24 protein-coding genes, 1 tRNA gene and 2 pseudogenes are annotated in these 20,618 nt (G+C 72.3%); 12 read left to right on the top strand and 15 right to left on the bottom strand.

The window, feature by feature from the left end:
* Window positions 1–14: 14 nt before the first annotated feature.
* Together ACFYPD_RS27880 and ACFYPD_RS27885 are read right to left on the bottom strand one after the other, a co-directional pair.
* On the bottom strand, window positions 15–368 hold the full coding sequence (locus ACFYPD_RS27880) for an FmdB family zinc ribbon protein (protein ID WP_387119610.1): 354 nt from the start codon (window positions 366–368) through the stop codon (window positions 15–17).
* Window positions 369–431: 63 nt separating this feature from the next.
* Window positions 432–1,079 carry a 5-formyltetrahydrofolate cyclo-ligase gene (locus tag ACFYPD_RS27885; protein WP_387119613.1) on the bottom strand — a complete coding sequence of 216 codons (648 nt, stop codon included), beginning with the start codon at window positions 1,077–1,079 and terminating at the stop codon, window positions 432–434.
* A gap of 82 nt (window positions 1,080–1,161) precedes the next feature.
* Between ACFYPD_RS27885 and ACFYPD_RS27890 the strand changes: the two genes are divergently transcribed.
* The 7 genes from ACFYPD_RS27890 to ACFYPD_RS27920 all read left to right on the top strand — a co-directional run bounded on the left by ACFYPD_RS27890 (window position 1,162) and on the right by ACFYPD_RS27920 (window position 8,218).
* On the top strand, window positions 1,162–3,345 hold the full coding sequence (locus ACFYPD_RS27890; protein ID WP_387119616.1) for a diguanylate cyclase: 2,184 nt from the start codon (window positions 1,162–1,164) through the stop codon (window positions 3,343–3,345).
* A gap of 9 nt (window positions 3,346–3,354) precedes the next feature.
* The gene (locus tag ACFYPD_RS27895; protein WP_387119619.1) at window positions 3,355–4,350 is read left to right on the top strand and encodes a UTP--glucose-1-phosphate uridylyltransferase; all 996 of its coding nucleotides are present in this window, start codon (window positions 3,355–3,357) and stop codon (window positions 4,348–4,350) included.
* Complete coding sequence (gene glp / locus ACFYPD_RS27900) at window positions 4,347–5,660, top strand: gephyrin-like molybdotransferase Glp (protein WP_262286934.1); 1,314 nt, start codon at window positions 4,347–4,349, stop codon at window positions 5,658–5,660. The genes ACFYPD_RS27895 and glp overlap by 4 nt, the downstream gene beginning before the upstream one ends.
* Window positions 5,661–5,748: 88 nt before the next feature.
* Entirely contained in the window at window positions 5,749–6,357 is a 609-nt protein-coding gene (locus tag ACFYPD_RS27905) for a GNAT family N-acetyltransferase (protein ID WP_387119980.1), read from the top strand.
* A 178-nt stretch (window positions 6,358–6,535) separates the two neighbouring features.
* Window positions 6,536–7,318, top strand: coding sequence for a hypothetical protein (locus tag ACFYPD_RS27910; protein ID WP_387119622.1), 783 nt, complete (start codon window positions 6,536–6,538; stop codon window positions 7,316–7,318).
* Window positions 7,319–7,412: 94 nt separating this feature from the next.
* Window positions 7,413–7,976 carry a dihydrofolate reductase family protein gene (locus tag ACFYPD_RS27915; protein ID WP_387119624.1) on the top strand — a complete coding sequence of 188 codons (564 nt, stop codon included), beginning with the start codon at window positions 7,413–7,415 and terminating at the stop codon, window positions 7,974–7,976.
* Window positions 7,977–8,144: 168 nt separating this feature from the next.
* Window positions 8,145–8,218: transfer RNA gene (locus ACFYPD_RS27920), tRNA-Ala, on the top strand.
* Here ACFYPD_RS27920 and ACFYPD_RS27925 read toward each other — a convergent pair.
* A complete protein-coding gene (locus tag ACFYPD_RS27925) occupies window positions 8,200–8,403 on the bottom strand; it encodes a hypothetical protein (RefSeq protein ID WP_387119627.1) in 204 nt (67 codons plus the stop codon). The two genes, ACFYPD_RS27920 and ACFYPD_RS27925, sit on opposite strands and share 19 nt — an antisense overlap.
* A gap of 109 nt (window positions 8,404–8,512) precedes the next feature.
* The gene (locus tag ACFYPD_RS27930) at window positions 8,513–9,811 is read right to left on the bottom strand and encodes an MFS transporter (RefSeq protein ID WP_387119630.1); all 1,299 of its coding nucleotides are present in this window, start codon (window positions 9,809–9,811) and stop codon (window positions 8,513–8,515) included.
* Between the two features lie 652 nt (window positions 9,812–10,463).
* Between ACFYPD_RS27930 and ACFYPD_RS27935 the strand changes: the two genes are divergently transcribed.
* Window positions 10,464–10,871: a hypothetical protein gene (locus ACFYPD_RS27935; protein WP_387119633.1), complete on the top strand. Its 408-nt coding sequence runs from the start codon at window positions 10,464–10,466 to the stop codon at window positions 10,869–10,871.
* Between the two features lie 170 nt (window positions 10,872–11,041).
* Here ACFYPD_RS27935 and ACFYPD_RS27940 read toward each other — a convergent pair.
* A pseudogene (locus tag ACFYPD_RS27940) lies at window positions 11,042–11,155 on the bottom strand (GntR family transcriptional regulator); the annotation flags it as partial.
* A 260-nt stretch (window positions 11,156–11,415) separates the two neighbouring features.
* Between ACFYPD_RS27940 and ACFYPD_RS27945 the strand changes: the two are divergent.
* Window positions 11,416–11,742, top strand: coding sequence for a VOC family protein (locus ACFYPD_RS27945; protein WP_387119636.1), 327 nt, complete (start codon window positions 11,416–11,418; stop codon window positions 11,740–11,742).
* 58 nt (window positions 11,743–11,800) lie between these two features.
* On the opposite strand, the gene ACFYPD_RS27950 is transcribed toward ACFYPD_RS27945, so the two are convergent.
* Window positions 11,801–12,265 carry a hypothetical protein gene (locus ACFYPD_RS27950; protein WP_387119639.1) on the bottom strand — a complete coding sequence of 155 codons (465 nt, stop codon included), beginning with the start codon at window positions 12,263–12,265 and terminating at the stop codon, window positions 11,801–11,803.
* A gap of 151 nt (window positions 12,266–12,416) precedes the next feature.
* Here ACFYPD_RS27950 and ACFYPD_RS27955 point away from each other — a divergent pair, with 151 nt between their 5' ends.
* Window positions 12,417–13,595, top strand: a complete 1,179-nt coding sequence (locus ACFYPD_RS27955) for a low temperature requirement protein A (protein WP_387119641.1) — start codon at window positions 12,417–12,419, stop codon at window positions 13,593–13,595.
* Window positions 13,596–13,695: 100 nt separating this feature from the next.
* Here ACFYPD_RS27955 and ACFYPD_RS27960 read toward each other — a convergent pair whose 3' ends face one another.
* From ACFYPD_RS27960 to ACFYPD_RS27985, 6 genes are all read right to left on the bottom strand, one after another.
* Window positions 13,696–14,517, bottom strand: coding sequence for a G5 domain-containing protein (locus ACFYPD_RS27960; RefSeq protein WP_387119644.1), 822 nt, complete (start codon window positions 14,515–14,517; stop codon window positions 13,696–13,698).
* A 343-nt stretch (window positions 14,518–14,860) separates the two neighbouring features.
* Entirely contained in the window at window positions 14,861–15,091 is a 231-nt protein-coding gene (locus ACFYPD_RS27965; protein WP_387119647.1) for a DUF2188 domain-containing protein, read from the bottom strand.
* Window positions 15,092–15,217: 126 nt separating this feature from the next.
* Window positions 15,218–15,409, bottom strand: a complete 192-nt coding sequence (locus tag ACFYPD_RS27970) for a general stress protein CsbD (protein WP_387119650.1) — start codon at window positions 15,407–15,409, stop codon at window positions 15,218–15,220.
* A gap of 133 nt (window positions 15,410–15,542) precedes the next feature.
* Window positions 15,543–15,962, bottom strand: a complete 420-nt coding sequence (locus ACFYPD_RS27975) for a hypothetical protein (RefSeq protein WP_387119653.1) — start codon at window positions 15,960–15,962, stop codon at window positions 15,543–15,545.
* Window positions 15,963–16,220: 258 nt separating this feature from the next.
* Window positions 16,221–16,817, bottom strand: coding sequence for a VOC family protein (locus ACFYPD_RS27980; RefSeq protein WP_387119655.1), 597 nt, complete (start codon window positions 16,815–16,817; stop codon window positions 16,221–16,223).
* 104 nt (window positions 16,818–16,921) lie between these two features.
* The gene (locus ACFYPD_RS27985) at window positions 16,922–17,314 is read right to left on the bottom strand and encodes a hypothetical protein (protein ID WP_387119658.1); all 393 of its coding nucleotides are present in this window, start codon (window positions 17,312–17,314) and stop codon (window positions 16,922–16,924) included.
* Between the two features lie 53 nt (window positions 17,315–17,367).
* Here ACFYPD_RS27985 and ACFYPD_RS27990 point away from each other — a divergent pair, with 53 nt between their 5' ends.
* A complete protein-coding gene (locus ACFYPD_RS27990) occupies window positions 17,368–17,535 on the top strand; it encodes a hypothetical protein (protein ID WP_387119661.1) in 168 nt (55 codons plus the stop codon).
* Between the two features lie 69 nt (window positions 17,536–17,604).
* On the opposite strand, the gene ACFYPD_RS27995 is transcribed toward ACFYPD_RS27990, so the two are convergent.
* Both ACFYPD_RS27995 and ACFYPD_RS28000 read right to left on the bottom strand, forming a co-directional pair.
* Complete coding sequence (locus ACFYPD_RS27995; protein WP_387119664.1) at window positions 17,605–18,678, bottom strand: hypothetical protein; 1,074 nt, start codon at window positions 18,676–18,678, stop codon at window positions 17,605–17,607.
* 75 nt (window positions 18,679–18,753) lie between these two features.
* Window positions 18,754–19,409 (bottom strand): annotated as a pseudogene (locus ACFYPD_RS28000) (4'-phosphopantetheinyl transferase).
* Window positions 19,410–19,519: 110 nt separating this feature from the next.
* On the opposite strand from ACFYPD_RS28000, the gene ACFYPD_RS28005 reads away from it, so the two are divergent.
* Complete coding sequence (locus ACFYPD_RS28005) at window positions 19,520–19,789, top strand: hypothetical protein (RefSeq protein WP_387119667.1); 270 nt, start codon at window positions 19,520–19,522, stop codon at window positions 19,787–19,789.
* A gap of 54 nt (window positions 19,790–19,843) precedes the next feature.
* Here the strand turns inward: ACFYPD_RS28005 and ACFYPD_RS28010 are convergent, their stop codons facing one another.
* Window positions 19,844–20,617, bottom strand: a complete 774-nt coding sequence (locus tag ACFYPD_RS28010; RefSeq protein ID WP_387119669.1) for a peptidase — start codon at window positions 20,615–20,617, stop codon at window positions 19,844–19,846.
* Between the last annotated feature and the right edge of the window lies 1 nt (window position 20,618).

Raw genomic sequence — 20,618 nt, forward strand, 5'->3', positions numbered from 1 at the left:
AGGACGAAGAAGCGTCAGGAGGAACTGCTGGCCGCCGGGGCCTTGCTGGACGAGGAACCCGAGGACGAGCCGGACGACGCGGCGGACGAGCCGTTGCTCGAGCCGCTGGACGAGCTGTCGGACGAGCCGCTGGTCGACGACTCCGACTTGGCCGGCTTGGTCGTGGTGCTCGCGGCGCTGTCGGAACCGGACGAACGGGAGTCCGTGCGATAGAAGCCGGAGCCCTTGAACACGATGCCGACCGAGTTGAAGACCTTGCGCAGCCGCCCCTCACACGCCGGGCACTCGGTCAGCGGCGCGTCAGAGAAGGACTGCACCGCCTCGAGCTGGTGGCCGCACGCGGTGCAGGCGTACTGGTACGTGGGCACGTTCTCCTCCGGATCTTGGCACGGCCGGTCTGGCACTCGACGGATTCGAGTGCCAATGGTGCGTCATGGAACCCGGGTTCGTCCAGCGGAAGCGCCTTGGGCCACACCCGGCACCGCCACCAGCCCCCCGCCGGGGGTGATCACGAAGCCCACCGGCCGGTCGTGCGGCTGCGCCGGAACGGCCTCGACCAGCTCCCCGTCGTGCAGCAGCGCCACCGTGGGGACGGTGGCGGGCACCCGGGCCAGCGCCCGGTCGTACGAGCCGCCGCCCCGGCCCAGCCGGAAGCCCCGGTGGTCCACCGCCAGTGCCGGCACCACCACGAGGTCGGCCCCGGCCACCGCCGCGCCCCCCAGCGGCGGGCCGGTCGGCTCGCGCAGGCCCCGGCCGGCGGCCCGCAGCGACTCCGGGTCGGTGTAGGCGGCCCAGTCCAGGTCGAGGTCGTCGAGGAGCACCGGCAGCAGCAGCTCGGCCTCCGGCGGCAGCGCCGCCCGCAGCACCGCGGGCAGGTTGCTCCCGCCCGGCTCGGAGCCGACCGGCACGTACGCGGTCATCCGGGCCGGGCGCAGCCGGCGTACCAGATCGACCAGCTCGGCCTGGACGGACGCCGCCGCCTCCGCCCGGCGCGGCGCCGGCAGCGACCGGCGGTGGGCGAGCAGCGCGACCCGCAGGTCCCGCTTGGCCACATCCGCTCCATCAGAAAATTCCGGCACGCAACACTCCTGACGCAACGCTTGCCTCTCGGTCGCTCTGTGTCAGCATCGCAGGAGGGGCGCGGTACTTCCGGGGGGAAGCTTGACGCTACGCGGGCGGTTGACAGCGGCCTTCCTCACGGTGGTGCTCGGCCCCGTCCTGCTCGGCGCCTTCTTCGTCGGGTCCACCCTGAGCGCCGTCGACCGCGGCCGGGCCACCGAGCGGCTGGGCGTGGCCGCGGCCGGGGTGCGCACCTCCGTCGACGCCCTCTGTCAACAGCTCCGTGCGGCGGCCGACGCGGTCGCGCTGGTCGCCGACCCGGCCGCCCGGCCCCGCGCGGCCGACCAGGTGGTCGGCCGGGGCCTGGCCGCCGCCGTGCTGATCGCCGACCCGGCCGGCCGGACCAGCTACGCCACCCTCGGCGGCCCGGCCGGGCCCTGGCAGGACTGCGCCGCCGGCGCGACGGCCGGCCCGGTCCGCGCGCTCGCCGCCCAGGTCCGCCTCCGCGACCCGGCCGGCGCCGACCTGGGCACGGTCGCCGCCGCGCAGCCCGTCGACCCGGCCTTCGTGGCGCGGCTCGCCGCGGTGACCGGGGCCGGGGTCACCCTCCTCGACGACCCGGGCCGGATCACCCACACGACCGAGGACCGGGAGGTACGCGCAGCGGTGCTGGCCGCCGCCCGCCAGGCGGACGGGGACCGGGTGACCGGGACCGTCGACGGCCGCTACGTGCGCCGGATCGGACCCGCCCCCGGCCAGCCGCTGCCGCTGGTGCTCTCGGTGCCGGGGGAGCGCCCGCCCGGGCTCTACGCCGCCCTGGTCGGCGCGGTGGTGCTGGCCGCCCTGCTGGCCGTGCTGGCCGCCTGGCGGCTGGCCCGGGTGACCACCCGGCCCCTGGTCGAGTTGGCGGGCGCGGTGGACCGGGTGGCGCACGGCGACCTCACCACCCGGGTGCCGGTCCGCAGCCGCGACGAGATCGGGCGACTGGCCGGCGCGTTCAACCGGATGACCCGGGAGACCGGCAGCTACGTGGCCGCCCTGACCAGCAGCCGGGACCAGCTCCGCGGCCACCTGACCGTGCTCGGCGACACCCTGGCCAGCACCCACGACCTGCAACGCATCCTGCGGGTGATCCTGCACAGCGCGATCGCCGCGACCGGCGCCCGGGCCGGCGCCGTCCTGCTGCTCGACGGCGACGGCGCGCTCGTCGGCCAGTGCGTCGAAGGGCTGGACGGGCGCTGGACGACCGACGACCCGGCCGATCCGGCGACGCTGCGGGTGCCGGTCGGCGCCGGGGTGCTCGGCACGGTGGCCGCCACCGGGGAGCCGCTGCGCGGTCGGTGGGAGCCGGCGGACGCGCCGACCGGGGAGCCGTCCTGCGAGACGTACGTGGCGGTGCCCTTCGCCGCCCCCCGCGGCGCGGAACCGCGCGGCGACCCGGAGCGGCCGGGCCATCCGCCGGCCGACGCCGACGACTCGGGGGCGCTCGGTGTGCTGGCCCTCTACGACCGGCTCGGCGCGGACGAGTTCGACGACGACGACCTGGTCACCCTGCGGACCTTCGCCGGGCACGCGGCGGTGGCGGTGGAGAACGTCCGGGTGCACGAGGAGGCGCAGCGGCTCTCGCTCACCGACCCGCTGACCGGGCTGTGGAACTACCGCTACCTGCGCGAGTCGATCCGGCGCGAGGTGGAGCGGGCCAACCGCTTCGGCCGGATGCTCAGCGTGCTCGCCCTCGACCTCGACCGGTTCAAACACGTCAACGACACCTGGGGACACGCCGCGGGGGACGCCGTGCTGGTCGAGTTCGCCCGCCGGGTACGCGGCGAGATCCGCGAGGTCGACCTCGCGTTCCGGCAGGGCGGCGAGGAGTTCGTGGTGCTGCTGCCGGAGACCGACGCCCGGGGCGCCACGATCGTCGCGGAGCGGCTCGGCGCGGTGGTCCGCGACCATCCGGTGCCGGTGGAGGGGCACGCGGCGGAGCCCATCCGGGTGCCGGTGACCGTCTCCATCGGCATCGCCGTCTACCCCGACCACGCGGCCGGCGGGCAGCAGGTTCTCGACGCCGCCGACGACGCGCTCTACGCGGCCAAGGCCGCCGGTCGCGACGGTTACCGGCTCGCCCAGGCCCCCGACCCGGTCCCCACTCAGGAGATCCCCGTGGTGGTCGCCGCGGTCAGCCCGCCCGACGGACTGCCCCGGGCCGGCGCCGGTGACGCCGCGACGGTGGCACAGGGCGGCGCGTCTTCCGGTCCTCACCCGCCGCGGCAGAGCCGTGGCCGATAGTCTCGCGACATGTCGGAGCACTCAGCGAACCCCTCAGCGACCGCCGCGACCGGTCGCTCCCGCGCCGTCAAGGCCGTCATCCCGGCCGCCGGCCTGGCCACCCGGTTCCTGCCGGCCACGAAGGCGGTCCCCAAGGAACTGCTGCCGGTCGTCGACCGGCCGGTGCTCCAGTACATCGTCGAGGAGGCCACCCAGGCCGGGCTCAACGACGTGCTGCTGATCACCGGGCGCGGCAAGACGGCCATGGTGGACCACTTCGACCGCCGGCCCGACCTGGAGGAGCGGCTGGAGAACAAGCCCGAGCTGCTGGCCGCCGTCAAGCGCACCGAGGACCTGGCCGAGATCTACACCTGCCGGCAGCCCGAGCAGCTCGGCCTCGGCCACGCCGTCGGCTACGCCGAGTCGCACGTCGGCGAGGCGCCCTTCGCGGTGCTGCTCGGCGACGAGTTCGTCAAGATGGACGAGCCGCTGCTGCCGGCCATGCTGGACCTCCAGGCCCGCACCGGCGGCGTCGTGCTGGCCTTCTTCGAGGTCGACCCGGCCGAGACCTCGCGCTACGGGATCGCCTCCGTCGAGCCGGCCGGGTCCGAGTTCGGCGACCTCGCCGAGGTCGTCAAGGTCACCGGCATGGTGGAGAAGCCGAAGCCGGAGGACGCCCCGAGCAATCTCGCCGTCCTCGGCCGCTACGTGCTCCCCGGGAAGATCTTCGACGCGATCCGGCGCACCGAGCCGGGCAGCGGCGGCGAGATCCAGCTGACCGACGCCATGGAGATCCTGCGCAACGAGGGCGTGCCGGTGCACGCCATCGTCTACCGGGGCACCCGCTACGACACCGGCCAGCCGCTCGGCTATCTCCAGACCGTCGTGCAGATCGCCGTCGAGCGCGAGGACCTGGGCGCCGAGTTCCGCAAGTGGCTGACCGAGTTCGTCAACAACGGCGACGAGACGGTCACCGCGGCGATCCTGAACGGGATGCGCGACGCGTCCGGCGGTGCCGGTACATGACCGCGACGGCCGACGCCGAGGCGGCCGCGAACGAGTTGACGCCGCTCGCCGACTACCTGGGCAGCGTGCTGCGCAGGTTACGCGCGCTGCCTCCGCTCGACCTCGACCTCACCCAGGCGTACGGCAACGTCCTCGCCGAGGACGTGGTCGCGCCGCACTCGTTCCCGGCCTTCGACCAGGCGGCGGTGGACGGGTACGCCGCGCGCTGGGAGGACATCTCCGGAGGGAGCCGGGGGCCGGGCTATGTCCCGGCCCCCTCCGGTATCCCCGGTGGCCGCAGCATCCGGCTGAACGTGGTCGGTGACCTGGGCGCGGCGAGCTGGCGGCCGGTCCGGCTCACCCCCGGCTCCTGCTTCTCGGTGGCGGCGGGCGCGCCGCTGCCCGTCGGCGCCGACGTGGTGGTCCCCGTGGAGTGGACCGACCAGGGCATGGCCGCCGTGGAGATCTTCCGCGCCCCCAAGCGGGGCTACGGCGTCCGCCGCGCCGGTGAGGAACTGCCCGCCGGCACCCTGCTCGCCCGCGCCGGCACGTACGTCTCGCCCGCCCTGGTCGCGGTCTGCGCCGCCACCGGCATCGGTCACGTCGTGGTCCGGCCCAGCCCGCGGGTCGTCATCGTGGCCACCGGCGACGAGCTGGTCGACGTGGGCCGGGGCAGCCAGCCCGGCCAGGTGGTGGACACCAACTCGCACGCGCTGACCGCCGCTGCGGCCGAGGCGGGCGCGCTGGCGTACCGGGTCGGGATCTGCGACGACGACCCGGAGGCGCTGCGCGGCCTGCTGGAGGACCAGACCCTGCGGGCCGACCTGATCATCACCACCGGCGGCACCGGCACCGGTCCCGGCGACATGGTCCGCCGGATCCTGTCCCGCCGGGAGGGCGGCCGGGCCGGCCCGGTCACCTTCACCGAGGTCGCCCTCTATCCCGGAACGGCCCTCGGATTCGGTACGGTCGGCGCCGAGGAGGTGCCGGTGGTGTGTCTTCCCGGCGAGCCGGGCGCGGCGCTGATCGGCTTCGAGGTGCTGGCCCGCCCGGCCATCCAGTTGCTGGCCGGCGCCGAGCCGGTGTTCCGGCCCAGCGTCCGGGCGCACCTGCTGGAGACGGTCTCGTCCCCGGTGGGGCTGCGCGAGTTCCGCCCGGCGCACGTCGCCGAGCGGCGCGGCGGCGGCTACACCGTGCAGCCGCTCGCCGGTGGGCCGTTCACCCTCTCCGGCCTGGCCGAGGCGAACGGCCTGCTCGTCCTCGGCGAGCGGGTCACCACCGCGGCGGCGGGGTCGACTGTGGACGTCCTCCTGTTGGACCGGCGCCGGTGAGCGCGGGGAGTGAGCTTGCCGGCCCCGCGGTCGTGACCGGAAGGCTGACTCGGTGAGCTGGTTCCGGCGGCCCCCGGGATGGCCGGCGGTGCTGGTGGACGGTCCGGTGGTGCTGCGCCCGTACCGGCGTTCCGACGCGAGGAGCTGGTCGGAGATCCGGCGGGCCAACCGGGCCTGGCTGTCCCCGTGGGAGTCCCACCTCCCGGGCAGCTGGGACGAGATGAACTCGCCGTCCGCGTTCCGCTACGTCCACGCCGACCAGCGGAAGTCCGCGCGCACCGGCGACGGCATGCCGTTCGCGGTCTGTCTGCGCGAGAACGGCGAGGAACGGCTGGTCGGCCACCTCAACGTGGGCAGCATCGTGCGGCGCGCGTTCTGCTCCGGCTACGTGGGCTACTGGGTGGACGCCCGGGTCGCCGGTCGCGGCGTCATCCCCACCGCGGTGGCCCTCGCTGTGGACCACGCGTTCGGCCCGGGCGGGCTGCACCGGATCGAGGTGAACATCCGGCCGGAGAACCAGCCGTCCCGCCGGGTGGTCGAGAAGCTCGGCTTCCGCGAGGAGGCCTACCACGTGCGCTACATGCACATCGACGGCGCCTGGCGGGACCACATCGGATATGCGATGACCAGTGAGGAACTGGTCGCCGAAGGCGGGCTGCTGGCCCGGTGGCACCGCGTACGTGACAACCGCGGTTGAAGGCTCCCACCCGCCATGCCCGGCGCGGCGCACGGGGAAGTCGGTCGGCGGCCCGTAACCTCAAGTAACTGCAAGCTGTGGCAAGCGCTGCCTGCCCGCACGATCTGCGCCATAAACGACGGGCGACGGAAGAAGTTGCGGTCGTGTGGCGCTCGCCCCGAACTTGGTGACGGGAGGGGTGAGGGTGCCGACCTCGGTGCTCCTCGCCGTCCTCGCCGCCGCCGGTCTGCTCGCCCTCGCGCCGGCCCTGGTCCGCCGGTACGACGCCACCGAGCGGCTGGTGGCGGAGCGGGCGCAGTCGACGGCCCGGGTGCTCCAGCGCCGCCGTCGACGTCGCACCGTGCCCGGACGGCGGCCGGTGCATCCGCCGCGCTCTCTCGTTGTCACTCTCAGTGAAGATTCCGACACGGGCGGTCTCGCCCGTCCCGTTTCGGCGCCCCCCGCGCGGCGTCGGTCCGGCCGGCTCCGCTCGGTGCCGCCGACGACCGCCAAGTCCCGCCGACGGCACCCGCCGAAGCGCCGGCACACGCCGGCCGTCTACCGCCGGCGCCGAGTGCTCGCCGCGCTGCTGCTGCTCAACTTCGTCGAGCTGATCGGCGTGGTGCTGGTGAGCCCCGGATTCTGGATCAGTGTCTCGGTCACCGGCGCCCTGCTCGTCGCGTACGTCGGACACCTGCGGCAGCGGGCCCTCGCCGAGCGCCGGCGGCGGCGCGCGGAGGCCCGGGAGGCGGCGTGGCTGGCCGCCCGCCAGGCCGAGGTGCGCCGCGAGCAGGCACGGCGCGCCGCGGCCCGGCGGGAGGCGCAGCGCCGGCTGGCCGCCCAGCGGGAGGCGGTCCGGCGTACCGCGATGGGGCTGGACCGGCCCGCGGACCTGCCACCCGCGGCGAGCGGTGGCTCGGTCTCCTACCGCCGGGCGGGTGGTCTGCGGGGGCGGCCGTACCAGAGCGGTCGGGGCGCCTGAAACTTTTTCCGCCGGCGTTGTCGAATCGGGCGGGTCCCGTTCGACGGGTTGGTGAAGGCCGGTGCGGAGCCGGCCGCGGACAGGGGAGCTTGTGATGGCCAAGATCGTGTCGAACTTCTTCATCTCGCTGGACGGGGTCGTGGAGCGGCCCGACCAGTGGCACTTCCCCTACTTCGACGACGAGATGGGCGCCGTCGTGGGCCGCGGGGTGGAGGCGACCACGGCGTTCCTCATGGGGCGCACGCAGTACCAGGAGTGGTCCGAGTTCTGGCCCAACCAGTCCGGGGACGACCTCGAGTTCGCGTCGTTCATCAACTCGGTGCCGAAGTACGTGCTGTCCAACACGCTCACCGAGACGACCTGGCAGAACTCGCACCTGATCTCCGGCGACTCCGACCAGGTCGCGGCGCGGCTGCGGGAGATCAAGGAGCAGGCCGACGGGGAGATCGGCATGTCGGGCGGCGCCACCACGGTCCGGTGGCTGCTCGCCAACGGCCTGCTGGACGAGCTGCGACTGCTGGTCCACCCGATCGCCGTGGGACACGGCCAGCGACTCTTCGAGGACACGCCGACGTACCCGCTGCGGCTGCTGAACAGCTCGACCCTCAAGAGCGGGGTGCTGAACCTGACGTACGCCCCCGACGCCGCGCGGTCCTGAGCCGGTCGCTTCGCGATCTTGGAGGGTTTGGGCCCCTCTGGGAGCCTTTTCCTTCCAAGATCTGCGCGCTCTGCGGGGCGGTTCGCTTCGGCGCTGCGGAACCTGTTAGCCTTGGCGCCGGCCCGCCCGGTGCAAGCCGGGTGGGACCGACGCTGGCACGCCAGCGGAGGGGCTGTGGCGCAGACCGGTAGCGCACCTCGTTCGCATCGAGGGGGTCAGGGGTTCAAATCCCCTCAGCTCCACCCAGTTCAAAGGCCGTTTCCCGTCGTGGGAGACGGCCTTTTCCGATCTTGTACAGCAGTGAAGAACAGCAGCGGCGAAGGTACGTGCGCAGGTAGGTTCCGTCGGTGATCGTCTCGCAGTACGTGTACTTCGCGCTGAGCTCCCAGCGGGTGTCGGCCGCCGAGATCACCGCGAGGCTCGGCATCGAAGCAGACGATCCGTACGAGCCGTCAAGGTCCGCTTGACGTGGCGGGCCGGGCGGGGGCCCGCTCCCCAGGAGGGCGGGTCGAGGGCAGACGGGATGGCTAGCCCAGCTACGCGGGCTGCTTTGCGTACAGGCGCGTCCGTTCCGCCCACCGCACGACGTACGGCGTCAGCAGACCCGCCACGACGAACAGCCCGCCGAGCAGGAGCCAACCAGGGACTCCCCAGGCGATGCAGAAGAGTGCCAGTACGGTGGGAGCGATCACGTTCGCCAGGCCGGTTCCGAACCCGAACAGTCCCATGTACTGCCCTTGGGCGTGGGCGGGAGCGAGGTTGAATCGGAGTTCCAGCGAGCCGGCTGTGTGCCAGAGTTCACCGACAGTGTGGACAATGATGCCGACGACGATGCCTATGAGCGCAAGCCGCGAGGGAAGTCCTGCCGCTGCGGCCATCGCGGACATGCCGACAAAGAACGCCACACCTGAACGCCGCATGGCTTTCCCGGCGGTGACACTGTCATCGACCCCTCGGCTGACCCTGACTTGGAGCAGTACCACTAGGGCGGTGTTGACGAGTGCTGCCCCGCCAATCAGCCACCGGGGTGCGTCGGTGTGTCCCACGATCCAGATTGGCAATGCGAAGAGCAGCACTTGGTGGTGAATCGACATGATGCCGTCGAGCACGGTGACGGCAACGTACGCCCGGTCCTTCAATGCCTCCCAAGGGCTGGCTGTTGGCGGCGCGGGCACGGGCGGAAGCGGCGGCAGCGCTGCAATGATGGCGGCACTCGCCACGAAACTGAGCGCATTACCGAGCACTAGAGCCAGGTAGGCCGGACGCGTGTCGTACTGCACGGCGAAGCCGGCAGCCACGGCGGCGCAGCTTCCGGCGAGATTAGCGACCGAGCGTAGGTAAGCGCGGTACCTGGTGAGGGCAGCACCGCCGATTCCGCGAACTAGCGGGCCACGCGCCGCTCCCCCCGCTGAACGAGCGAGTTCCCCCATGCACAGCGCCACCAGGACCAGCCAGAACGACTGCACGAGTACCAGCGCGGCCATCGCTACGCCCTGAATGACGAGCATCCAGAGATAAACCTCTCGGGGCCCTCGTCGGTCAGCGAGATGCCCGACCGGCACGCCGGCGAAAAGACCAACGGCAGCAGCGATGCCCAATCCGATACCGACTTGAGCCAATGGAAGTCCGACGACGCGGGTGAAGAAAAGCGCGGCGCTGACCATAAAGACGCCGCTGCCAATCATGTTGACGAACGTTGCCAAAGCGAGAATCCGTTGCGAACGCGTATCGGGAATCAGTCCCCGTCGGACCAGCGTCGACGGCTTTCGCTCTTCATCGTCGGCCGAGTCTCGTCCGGAAGGGTGGTTGTTTTTTTGACCCTGTAGAGCCTGCACAGACTTTGGATCCTTCCCCGTTGATTAGCTCGGCGAATCTAGCGAGATTGCGGTGAGCTTGTAATCAGTCTGTCGGCCGATACCGAGGGTCCTGAGCCCGTGCTAGCTTTATTAGCGTCGGGAGAAGGGCGTGTAGCCGCTCCAATCGCCCAGGTCGCCGCCGCGGTACCCGCCACTGCGGGGCACACAGGGGGCACAAGACACCGTGAAACGACGTCAAGTAGCGCTGAACGATGGCAACCCGAGACGCCGTCTCAGCAGGCGTCGCGGGCCGATTCCGCTGGTCGCGGGGCGGCGGCTCTTAGTTCCGCTTCAACATCAGAGGCGGTGAGGCCATCACCTACGCCTCTCGGGCCGCCCGGCCGTCCACATCGCTGTGACGATGCACAGCAGCAGCAGACAACCGAACCCACCGCAGAGCAGCGCCCCGACGGCGAAAAGGCCCTCCATGCGCATGATCGTAGGTTCGACGCGGCGCCGATGAAGGCCCGGAGCAGCAGCTCGGGCCGTCAGTGGGCCGTGCAGGGCCGTCAGGGGGCCGTCAAACGGCGACCAGAGATGACCAACAACGACCAGCAGCATGGCTACGACGGTTGACAACGCTGGTTGTCGAGCGGATGCTGAAGTCGAAGGCCACTGATAGGGAGCCGTCATGCGGGAGTTGACGTCGGACGAGCGACAGGAACTGCGGCGGGAACTGAGTGTTGTTGCCGCTGACTGGGCGCAGCGGCTGCACAGTTCTGATGTGGATCCCCCGGGCAGCGCTGCCCAGGAGCCGAGTTCCTCGGAGAAGCTGCGAACTCACCTCGCGCGGATGGCGGCAGGCGAGCAGATGCGTCGCCTTCTCGCCGACCTCGTCTCCGCCAGCGCCGAGGAAGCGGTGCAGTACGGTGCCGGCTATCCCGAGCTTGGCGCAGCGGTAGGCGCCAGTCGGCAGGCCGCGCGTAAACGATGGCCTGGCCTGTCGAAGAGGCGTGCCTCCGAGTGGAAGCAACCGCCCGGGGGCATCGGTTGGGCCGGCAGCCATCCGGGAGGCCCGGGACCGTTTTCGGGGACCTGAGGGGCCCGGCTTGACATCCGTGGCTGACATCAACGGTGGCGGCAGAGGCCAGCCGAGCGTGGTCGGCTGTCGGCTTTGAGCCGAACCCCGTTGGACCCCCGGCGGACGTTGCGACCTTTGCCGGAAGCGCCTTACAAGCGGGGGGTCGCGACTTGGAGGACGTCCCCGGCTTATCGGGGAAGCGGGTTGGCGACGTAGACGCCCTTCCCCTGCCGGCCATCGATCAGGCCCTCGGCTTTGAGCAGGAGCATGGCGGCCCGGATCACGGTGTTGCTGACTCCGTACAGCAGCGCAGTACAGCAACTGTGCCAGCCGAACCAGTCCGAGTCCGGCGTCAGCAGAGGTCGTGACCTCGGGAGCAGCCCGACCGGACCACGATGCAGCCAGTTCGCATCGAGGGGGTCAGGGGTTCAAGTCCCCTCAGCTCCACCCAGTTCGAAGGCCGTTTCCGCCGGTCGGAGACGGCCTTTCCCGCTTTCTGGCGGGAATGGCGGCGCCCCGTCGACCTCGACACTATGGTCGATGAATGATCAACGGTGCTCATATGATCATCTACAGCCGTGACCCGGAAGCGGACCGCGCCTTCTTCAGGGACACGCTCGGCTACGGTCACGTCGACGCCGGCCATGGTTGGCTCATCTTCAAGCTCCCACCGGCCGAGCTCGCCATGCACCCGACCGAGGGCGAGCCGACCCACGAGCTTTTCCTCATGTGCGACGACGTCGCGGCGACCATGGCCGACCTCGCCGCGAAGGGCGTCGAGTTCACGATCCCGGTCACCGAGGAGCGGTGGGGGCTGCGCACCGCGCTGCGGCTGCCCGGTGGAGGCGAACTCGGTCTCTACGAACCGCGTCACCCGGTCGCCATCTGACGCGCCGGCTCACCGGCTCGCCGGGGCCGACGGAAGGGCAGCCCAGACGGCTGACTCGTCAGACCCGGCGCACGTCGGTGACCATGACGGGATAGGGGCCGGCGGACTTCTCGGCCGTGGCCCGGTCGGCGGGGATCACGTTGTCCATCCGCATCCGCAGGTTCTCCGCATCGGCGGCGTCGAAGACGATCCGCCACGCCCAACCGCCGCCGTACTCGGCCGTCAGCTCGAACGTCGCGTCCGTTCCGGGGCCTCCGGTCAACGACATGGGCGCCGGCTGCTGGTGCCACGAGTCGCCCCAGATGGCGGCCAGCGAGCCCTCCTGCTCGCCGGCCCAGATGACGATCAGGCCGTCCTGCGGCCCGTCCTCCGGATGTGCCCAGGAGTAGGTGACCGAGGTCAGATGACCACCGGCGGCCGTCGTCACGGTGAGCGTGGCCGGCGACTCGGCGAGCGGGTCGGAGGGCATCAACCGGAAGCCGTTGGTGCCGGCCCAGGGTCCGGTGAAATCGGCGAGGATCATCCGCCCACCCTAGGGGCGACGCGACACTGCCGACCGCCGACGCACTGCTCCGTCTGGCTGTCAGCGGTTTCGCCTATCCGCGTCAGCGGCCCGATCAGCGTGGTACGACTGCCTGAAACCGGTGCGAAGCGGACAGGAACACGGGCGGTAGATGTCGATCGGCGGCTGGCGCGGACTGCTGGAGGGCCGGGAGGGGGAGCTGCTCCTCGACCTGGTCTTCGTCTTCGTGCTGACCCGGTTGTCGCAGCGCCTGATCGAGGACCTCACCACGGACCGTCAGGTCGTCCTGCCCGAGGTGGGTCAGACGGTGCTCCTGCTGCTGGCCCTGTGGGTGGTCTGGGTCCACGCGGCGTGGGTGACCAGCAGGGTGGACCCCCGACAACCGGTGATTCAGCTGCTGATCGTCTGGACCATGTTCGGCAGCATGATCATCGCGGTCACCCTGCCGCACGCGTTCGGCGCGCGAGGGCTGCTCTTCGCGATCACCTACGTCGCCATCCAGGCCGGCAAGCCCATCATCCTCCTGATCGCGCGCCGGGACGTCGAGCGGCACAGCCCCGCGCGTCATCTGTGCTGGGCCGCCACGGCAGCCGTGCCGTGGATCGCCGGTGCGGCGTTGTTCCCCCAGAGCCCCGCGCGCGGGGCGCTCTGGACGCTGGCGATCGCCGTGGACTACGCGGGACTCGTTTCCGGCTGGCCCGTCCCGAAGCTCGGCCGGACCGGGGCGGAGGACTGGCGGCTGGCGGGCGAGCACCTCGCCGAGCGCTACCAGCAGCTCATCGTCATCACGATCGGCGAGACGATCCTGCTCACGGGAGCGGCGTTCGCCGACGCGTTCACGCCCGACCGGGTGGCGCCGAGCGTGTTGTCCTTCGCCACCGCGGTGCTGATGTGGCGGATCTACTTCCACCGGGCCGGGGCGGTGTTCTCCGCCGCCATCGAGGTCGCCGCTCGCCCCGACAAGCTCGGCAAGTCCGGGTACTTCACCCAACTCGTCATCGTGACCGGCATTCTGGCCACCGGCGTCGGCTACGCGCTGGTCATCCGGGAGCCGCGCGGGCACCAGGATCCGCTCTGGCTCGCGGTCATTCTTGGTGGGCCGGGGCTCTTCCTCGCCGGGCGGTCCCGCATGGAGTACGAGGTGTTCTCCCGGCTGTCGCCGTCCCGGTTGATCGGGCTGGTCGCGCTCGCCGCCGTGACGCCGGCGCTGCTGCACCGGGCGCCGATGTTCGCCGCCGCTGCCGCCACCGTCGTCCTCGCCGGGGTGGCGCTCTGGGACGGGATGCGCGAGCGCAGAAACCCCGAAGAGGCGCCTTCACCGCCGCACTAGCGGAACCCGAACAGCCCGGTGCATCCACGGAGGCGCCACACGAGCGCCAGTTCCCGAAGTACGACCGCCGGGCGCGCTCCCGCGCCCGGCGGCTCCGCCGTCAGTCGTCGCAGGCGATCCCGTCGCCGTCGCGGTCCAGGTCGTAGATGTCGTTGCCCACCACCCGCACCGGACCGTCGACGTACGCGGGACCGTTGCCGCTGCCGCCCGCACAGTCGACGTCGCTGGCGATCGGCACGCAGGCGCCGCTGTAGTTCGGGTCGCACTGTCGCGTCTGCTTGGTCCCCACGGCGACCACCTGCGTGACCGGTGCCTTCGTGACCACGGAACGCACCAGCTTCTTCCCGGTCTGCACCCCGTCGGTGACGGTCACCTGGTAGGTGAGCGTGCGGACGCCGGCGACCCCGCGGGTCCGGATCTTCTTCGTGCCCTCGGGCAGGGAGGAGTCCTTGACCGTCCTGGTCGAGTAGGCGATCTTCTCGGTGGCCGTGACGGTCCGGGTCTCCACCTGCGGGGACGGCGATTCGCTCGGTGCCGCCTCGGTCGGGCTCGCCACCGCCGACGGGGTGGCGACGTCGGCCACGGCCGGAGCGGGAGCGGCGGCTTCGCCGCCGTTCGGCGCGGAGGTGGCCGGGGCGGCGTCCTTCTTGCCGGTGTTCGCCGGGGTGTCGGTGACCGCGCCGATGGCGACGCCGCCGCAGCAGCAGAGCACCAGCACGCCCGCCGTCACGATGGCGACCTGCGCGCCGCGGGAGAGTCGGCGCCACCACGACTGCTGCGGCGACATGGCCGGGTACTGCGCCATCGGGTACGGCGGGACCGCGCCGAACTGGGCGGTCGGCTGCTGGTAAGGCGGCGGAGGCGGCGGCGGAGGTGGCGGCGCCTGCCCGTGCCACGGGTCCTGCGGGGGTGGGTACGTCACGCGTCTCAGTGTGCTTGCGGCCTCAACAATTGCTAGCGGCTGATCGGGCACCGTCGGTGCTGACACCTCGACCGCCTGTCATGTCGGAGTGTGCCGACTGGTTGCCCGGAGCGACGAGTGGTGATCAGCTACTCGGCTGGCGAGAAACGCTGGTCAGCCCAGTTCCGGTCCGGCCGGCGACCGGCCACTCGAACAGCAACCGGCCGACCGGGTAGAGCATCGCGCGCGGCGGCCGCCCGCTCCCCGTGCAAGCCCGTCCTCAAAAGAGATCGGCGGTGGCGTCCCTTCCGGAGGCCACCGCCGAACCTGTGCGCTTCGGACGCGCGCCGTCGTACCCGGCGGCTCAGCCCTTGATGTCGCGGGGGTCGCGGCTGCGGGGGTAGGTGTTCTTCGCGCCGATCGTGCCGTCCTGCTTCTTGATCACATGCTCGACGCCGCGGTCGGCGGCCGTCTCCCGGCCCGCGGCTTCCGCCTCCGACTTGGTGTCGTGCACCGTGCTCGCCCGCTGGTTGCCTTCGGGACGGTTCTTCCACTGCCCGTCCTCGTGGTACGTGTCGATGTCGCCCTTAGCCATGTCGTGGCCTCCCTTGTCGCATGGTCGGTCACGAATATCTGCCCCGTCGGCATCCTTTTCGAAACGTCCCGCACGTGAGCGGGGTGTAGAGTGTCCGTCACCGGCACCGGCCGAGACCAGAGCGGCTCAGCCCGAGAAGTCGTCCCGCGCGTCCCGGGCGTCCTGCTGGACGTGCTCGCCGGGCCGCTTGCCCCGGATGTCGTCCTGGCGCCGCACCTCGTCCGCCTCGGACCGTTCGTCCGCGGTCATGTCACCCAACCGCGCCCGGGCCGGGCCGGCCAGATCCTCGAGGTCGTCCTTCGCCCGTTCGACGCTCATGCCGCCTCCCCTGTCGTCGTGGGCGCCGTCGCACCCCTCCGCCAGCGGCGTCCCCGGCCGTCGAGGATTGAAACCCGGGGTGGTCGCTCACTGCCCCCCGCCCGACCAGGCCGCGACCAGGCCGATGAGGGCGTCAGGCAGCCGGTTGTACGAGGGCGCTCCGCACCGCGTGGAAGTCGGCGGTGCGGTCCGCCTGCTGGCGCGCGGAGGTGAACCCGACCACCCCGAGCGTTTCCACGTCCGCCCAGCCGCAGATCGTCATGTACCTGCCGTTCTCGGTGCGTCCCTGTCCGCAGCGGGCCTCGCCACCGAGCGGGCCGGCGTCGGCCGGCTCGGTGCCGGTGATCCGGTAGACCCGCAGGGCCCGGTCCAGGGCGCCCGACGGGTCGGCGACCGTTCCGGACACGCCGCTCACGTACAGCACGTCGGCGTCCGGCGTCTCACCCCCGTAGGCCCAGCCGACGGCGCTGGTGGGGCTGCCGGCCTCGCGCTTGAGCTGATCGAGCTGGGATCGGGCATCGCCGGTCGTTTCCCGGCTCATCGACTTCGGCATCCCGAGGAGGGTGTCCGGGAGGGACAGTTTCCGCTGCGGCGAGGGGCTCGTGCTCGGCGCTGCCGCAGGTTCCGTCGTCGTGCATCCGGCTGCCAGCAGCAGTGCGGCGGTGGCCAACACCGCAGCTGTCGCGGCGACCGTCCGAGCGGTCCTGGAGCGGCGGATCGTCGCCATGATTTTCCTCTGGGGAAAGGGGAGCGGTAGCTTAGCGACCGGTTCGCCGGCCGGGTCACCTGTGGGCCGGGGGCGCGCAGGTGGTCAGTCGCCGGCCGCGGCCAGGTCGGCCGCGTGCCGCAGCGTGGCGGCCAGCCGCTCCCGGCCGTCCTCACTCAGCGGCACGGCTCCCGCCCGCTCCAACAGCTTCCGGGCGATCGCCGGCTCGTTCAGCACCGAGTCCGCCTGCACCACCGCGTTCTCCAGCGTCCGGGCCAGCCGCCCGGTCGGGTCGTCGGCGGCCGGTGGCTTGGTGCGGGCCACGAACCGAATCCAGTTGCCGCCGGGGTCGACGATGCTGAACCCGCTGTGCCCGTCCTGGTTCTTCCGTACCCGGGGCCGGGTCATCCGCGGCATGCCGGAGACCAGCACCTTGCCGTAGGCCGCCCGCATACCGGTGGCGAAGTCGCGGTGGATCGCGACGAGATCGTCCACCAGGACCAGGCAGGAGCCGTACGAGGTGGCCGGGTCGAACTCGGGCATCCCGAAGAAGTGCAGGTGGAGGTCCTCGCGGTGCAGCGCGAGATATGGGTTGGGTCGCGCCTGCCGGTAGCCGACCTGGAAACCGAGGGCCTGGTAGAAGGGCGCGACGTCGTCGAGGGAGCGGCACGGCAGCAGCGGGATGGTCGTCTCGTGGGCCATCCGTTCTTCCTAGCGGCGCGAGGGCGGCGTTCGCACCGGGAAATGTCCGAACGGACGAGGGAGGTCGCCCGGGAGCGGGGCGGCTCGGTGACGCGGAGCGGTTCCTACCGGCCGTCCCCGGTCTCGTCGGGTTCGCCGTCGACCAGCGCCTGCACGCAGGGCCGGAGCAGCTCCACGATCCGTTCCGGCGGGGCGTCCCGTACGCCGTCGAGGCGCAGCAGGTAGCGCGCGACGACCGTGCCGATGGTGAGCGCGCCGACCAGGCCGGCCCGCAGTTCGGCGTCGTCGCCGTCGATCGCGTCGGCCGCCTGCCGCTGGGGCCGGGTCATGAAGGCGCGCACCTCGTGGGCCGCCTCGGGACGGCTGAGCATCGAACGGAGCATGGCCAGCAGTTCGCTGGGCTCGTCGGCCAGTTTGGCGCCGACCGTGGCCAGCAGCGGCTCGACGAGGTGCTCGCCCTGTTCGCCGGCATCCTGGCCGGCAACGCCGTGCCGCACTTCGCCAAGGGCGTGACGAAGGAGCAGTTCCCCACCCCTTCGGTCCCTCCCCGGTGGTCAACGTCGTCGCCGGCTGGGGCATGGCCAACCTCGCCGGGCTGCTCCTGCTCGCGGGCGAGCCGGCCCGCTTCCCGGGACCGACGTGGGCGGCCGCGTCGTTCGGAGTGCTCGCGATCGCCCTGTTCCACACCCGGATCGGCGCTTTCGGCCGCCGCGCCTGACCGGCTCGGCAACGCGAAGAGGGGCCGGTCCCCTCCGGGACCGACCCCTCGCTGGCGCCGCGGAAGCCGCTACGGCTTCCAGGAGCCCGCGGTACGCAGGTGGTGCTCGTACTCCAGCGTGCCGTTCTTGTTCTTGACGTCGAAGATGAGCTGGCCGCTGCGCTTGCTGCCGGTGGGCAGGTTGTTGCCCGAGCCCATCAGCTTGCCGCAGCCGGAGAAGGCGCCGCCGACGCCGCTCTCCTCGGTGCCGTCGGTGCCGATCCACTTGAAGAAGAACGGGTTGACCGAGCCGGTGCCCTTGGTGACCTCGGCGGTCACGTCGGCGATCAGGTACATGCCGTTCTTCGGCCCCGGCATGAACTCCTGGCAGGCCTTGTCCTTGGTCCGGAAGTTGCTGACCGTGATCTCGACGGTCCCGTCGTCGTCGTTGACGATCAGCGTGTCGCCGGACGGCATGTTGAAGGTCTCGCTGTCGGTCCGGCCCGGCTCCGGCGTCGCCGAGGTGCCGCCGGTCGGGGTGTCGTCGACCGGGTTGCTGTAGGTGACCCCCGGGGTGGGCAGGCTGTCGATCGCGTCCTTGGTCTTCTGCGCCCCGCTGTAGATGGCGAAGATGCCGCCGCCGCAGCAGAGCAGCAGCATGACCGCCACCACGATGCCGACGGTGATCCAGACGTTCTTGTTGGACTTCTTGGCCGGCGGGCCGAACTGCCCCGGCGCGGGCGGGTACGGCCCGGCCGGCGGGTACGCCTCACCCGGCGGCGGCGGGAACTGCCCGGGCGGCGGGGGGAACCCGGTCGGCGGATACGGCGGCTGCACCCCGCCCGGCGGCGGGTACGGCGCGCCCGACGTCGGCGGCGGGGGCGTGTACGGCGAACCCGAGGTCGGCGGGGGCGCGTACGGCGACTCCGGGGCGGGCGGGTACCCGCCACCCGGCGGCGGGTACGGGGCACCGGAGGTCGGCGGCTGCGGCGGGTAGGGGGCGCCCGAGGTCGGCGGCTGCGGCGTGCCCGAAACCGGCGGCTGCGGCGGCTGCGGGCTGCCGGGCACCGGGGGCATCGGCGCGGTGGGGAACGCCTGGGTCGGCGGTTCCTGAGGCTGCTGGTTCGGGTCCTGCGGTCCGAACGGAGGCTGAGGGTGGCTCACCGTACTCCTTGGGCACCTTCGAGATCGTCAGTCGGGACGACGGTACAAGCCGCGGGCAACGCGACCGTCAGGCCCTCACCCGGGTACCAGAACGGCGGCGGTGCGCACCAGATCGGCGTCCACCGCGAACCGACCGGCTATCGACGACGGCGAATCGGTCAGCGGCGCGGCGGTGAGCCGGGCGGGCGCGATGCGGGCGGTGAACGTGCCCGCCTCCGCGTCGAGCGTGACGCGGGCGTCGGAGAAGTCCAGCCAGGTCCCGACGAGCGGGCGCCAGACCTTGTAGACGGTCTCCTTGGCGCTGAACAGCACGACCGACCAGGCCACCCCGGCGGGCAGCCGGGTCAGCTCCGCCTCCTCCTCGGGCAGGCAGACCTTCCGGCGTACCCCGGTGGGAAGTTCCCGGTGGCGTTCGGCGTCGATGCCCACCGCGCGGATCTCGACGGCGCGGGCGGCTGCGGCCGCGCAGTAGTCCCGGGTATGGGTGATGGCGCCGACCACTCCGGCCGGCCAGACCGCAGCGCGGTCGGAGGCCGTGGGGACCGGCGTGGGCGGCAGCCCCAGCCCGGCCAGCGCCCGGCGGGCGCACACCCGGCCGGCGGTGAAGTCCCGGCGGCGGCCGGCCACGGCCCGCTCGCCCAGGCAGGCCCGCTCGGCCGGGAGCAGGGGGCCGGCCCAGTCGCGGGGCCGGCCACCGCCACGGCGACCTCGGGTGGCAGCAGGTCCCGCATGACGCCGAAACGTACCGCAACCATGTAACGCCGGAGAGTTCCGGGACGCTGTCAGGTCATTGCGGGGAGCACCGTCCACAAGCGAAGTCCATTGACGAGAGGAACGGCCGATGACGCCTGGTGCGAAGGCGTCGGAATCACGACCGGGCGAGCACGCCCCCGTGACCCCCGACTGGACCTGCGGTTCCTGCGGCGAGGACTGGCCCTGTGCCAGCAAGCGCCGGCAACTGCTGGACGAGTACCAGGTGGACCGCGCCTCGTTGAGCGTCTATCTCGGCTCCTGCCTGGCGGCCGCCAGGCAGGACCTGCGCGCCGATCCGGGCTCCTCGCTCCAGGACCGGTTCATCGGCTGGGTGCCGCGCGGTCCACGTACCCACTGACCCCCGCTTCCGGTGGCCGCCCCGCACCCGACGCGGCGGCCACCGGTCGCGGGCTCAGGGGCGGCGGGGCCGCCGGGTGAGCGCGAAGCCCACCACGCCCGCCACGGCGGCGAGCACCCCGCCCGCGCTGGTCCAGACCCAGCGGGAGCCGGGCTCCGGGAGCCAGCCGGTGAGGCCGGCCTCCCCCTCGGCGACCGGCTCGGGGGCCGGCTCCGCGGTGAGCACCGTGCCGGCCCTGGTGTTCGCCACCAGTGGCGCCGCCAGCTCCCCGTCGTCGCCCGACCCGCCGCCCTCGGTGCCCCCGCCGACCAGCAGGTCCACCTCGACGGGCAGGCCCAGGTCCGGCTCGGGCAGGTCGGTGACCGAGAGCCGGAGGTAGTAGGTGCCGGGTAGCGGGTCGCCGGACCACGGCTCCGCCCAGGGCCGGACCCGGCGCAGCGTGCAACCGAGGGTCACGCTGGTCGCGGTCGCCGCCGCGGTCGGGGTCTGCGCGCCGGCCGCGCACGCCTGCCGGCGGCGCAGCCCGTCGAAGACGTCGACGGTCCAGGTGGACGGGCCGGTGCGCGCCTTGCCGAAGGAGACCGTGGCGGTGACCTCGTGGACCTGGCCGGCCTCGGCGCGGAACGACCAGTAGAGGTGGTCGCCGGTCGAGGCACCCACCCGGACCGGCTGGCCGGGGGTGATGGTCGTGGCGGTCAGGAACGAGGTGCCGGCCTTGGTGACGGTGGCCGCGCCGGGCGACGGAGTCGGCGCCGCGGCGGCGGCCGTGGGGGTGAGGGTCAGCCCGGCGGCGGCCAGCGCCGCCGCGGAGCGGATCAGCGTACGCATG

The sequence above is a fragment of the Micromonospora sp. NPDC005299 genome (assembly GCF_042872345.1).
Classification (GTDB): Bacteria; Actinomycetota; Actinomycetes; order Mycobacteriales; family Micromonosporaceae; genus Micromonospora.

Bases quoted from the DNA above. Each gene is read 5' to 3' on its own strand.
- ACFYPD_RS27895 (WP_387119619.1), top strand. From the start codon at position 3,355: ATGTCGGAGCACTCAGCGAACCCCTCAGCGACCGCCGCGACCGGTCGC.
- glp (WP_262286934.1), top strand. From the start codon at position 4,347: ATGACCGCGACGGCCGACGCCGAGGCGGCCGCGAACGAGTTGACGCCG.
- ACFYPD_RS27915 (WP_387119624.1), top strand. From the start codon at position 7,413: ATGGCCAAGATCGTGTCGAACTTCTTCATCTCGCTGGACGGGGTCGTG.
- ACFYPD_RS27925 (WP_387119627.1), bottom strand. From the start codon at position 8,403: ATGCCGAGCCTCGCGGTGATCTCGGCGGCCGACACCCGCTGGGAGCTC.
- ACFYPD_RS27935 (WP_387119633.1), top strand. From the start codon at position 10,464: ATGCGGGAGTTGACGTCGGACGAGCGACAGGAACTGCGGCGGGAACTG.
- ACFYPD_RS27945 (WP_387119636.1), top strand. From the start codon at position 11,416: ATGATCATCTACAGCCGTGACCCGGAAGCGGACCGCGCCTTCTTCAGG.
- ACFYPD_RS27950 (WP_387119639.1), bottom strand. From the start codon at position 12,265: ATGATCCTCGCCGATTTCACCGGACCCTGGGCCGGCACCAACGGCTTC.
- ACFYPD_RS27955 (WP_387119641.1), top strand. From the start codon at position 12,417: ATGTCGATCGGCGGCTGGCGCGGACTGCTGGAGGGCCGGGAGGGGGAG.
- ACFYPD_RS27965 (WP_387119647.1), bottom strand. From the start codon at position 15,091: ATGGCTAAGGGCGACATCGACACGTACCACGAGGACGGGCAGTGGAAG.
- ACFYPD_RS27970 (WP_387119650.1), bottom strand. From the start codon at position 15,409: ATGAGCGTCGAACGGGCGAAGGACGACCTCGAGGATCTGGCCGGCCCG.
- ACFYPD_RS27975 (WP_387119653.1), bottom strand. From the start codon at position 15,962: ATGCCGAAGTCGATGAGCCGGGAAACGACCGGCGATGCCCGATCCCAG.
- ACFYPD_RS27980 (WP_387119655.1), bottom strand. From the start codon at position 16,817: ATGGCCCACGAGACGACCATCCCGCTGCTGCCGTGCCGCTCCCTCGAC.
- ACFYPD_RS28005 (WP_387119667.1), top strand. From the start codon at position 19,520: ATGACGCCTGGTGCGAAGGCGTCGGAATCACGACCGGGCGAGCACGCC.
- ACFYPD_RS28010 (WP_387119669.1), bottom strand. From the start codon at position 20,617: ATGCGTACGCTGATCCGCTCCGCGGCGGCGCTGGCCGCCGCCGGGCTG.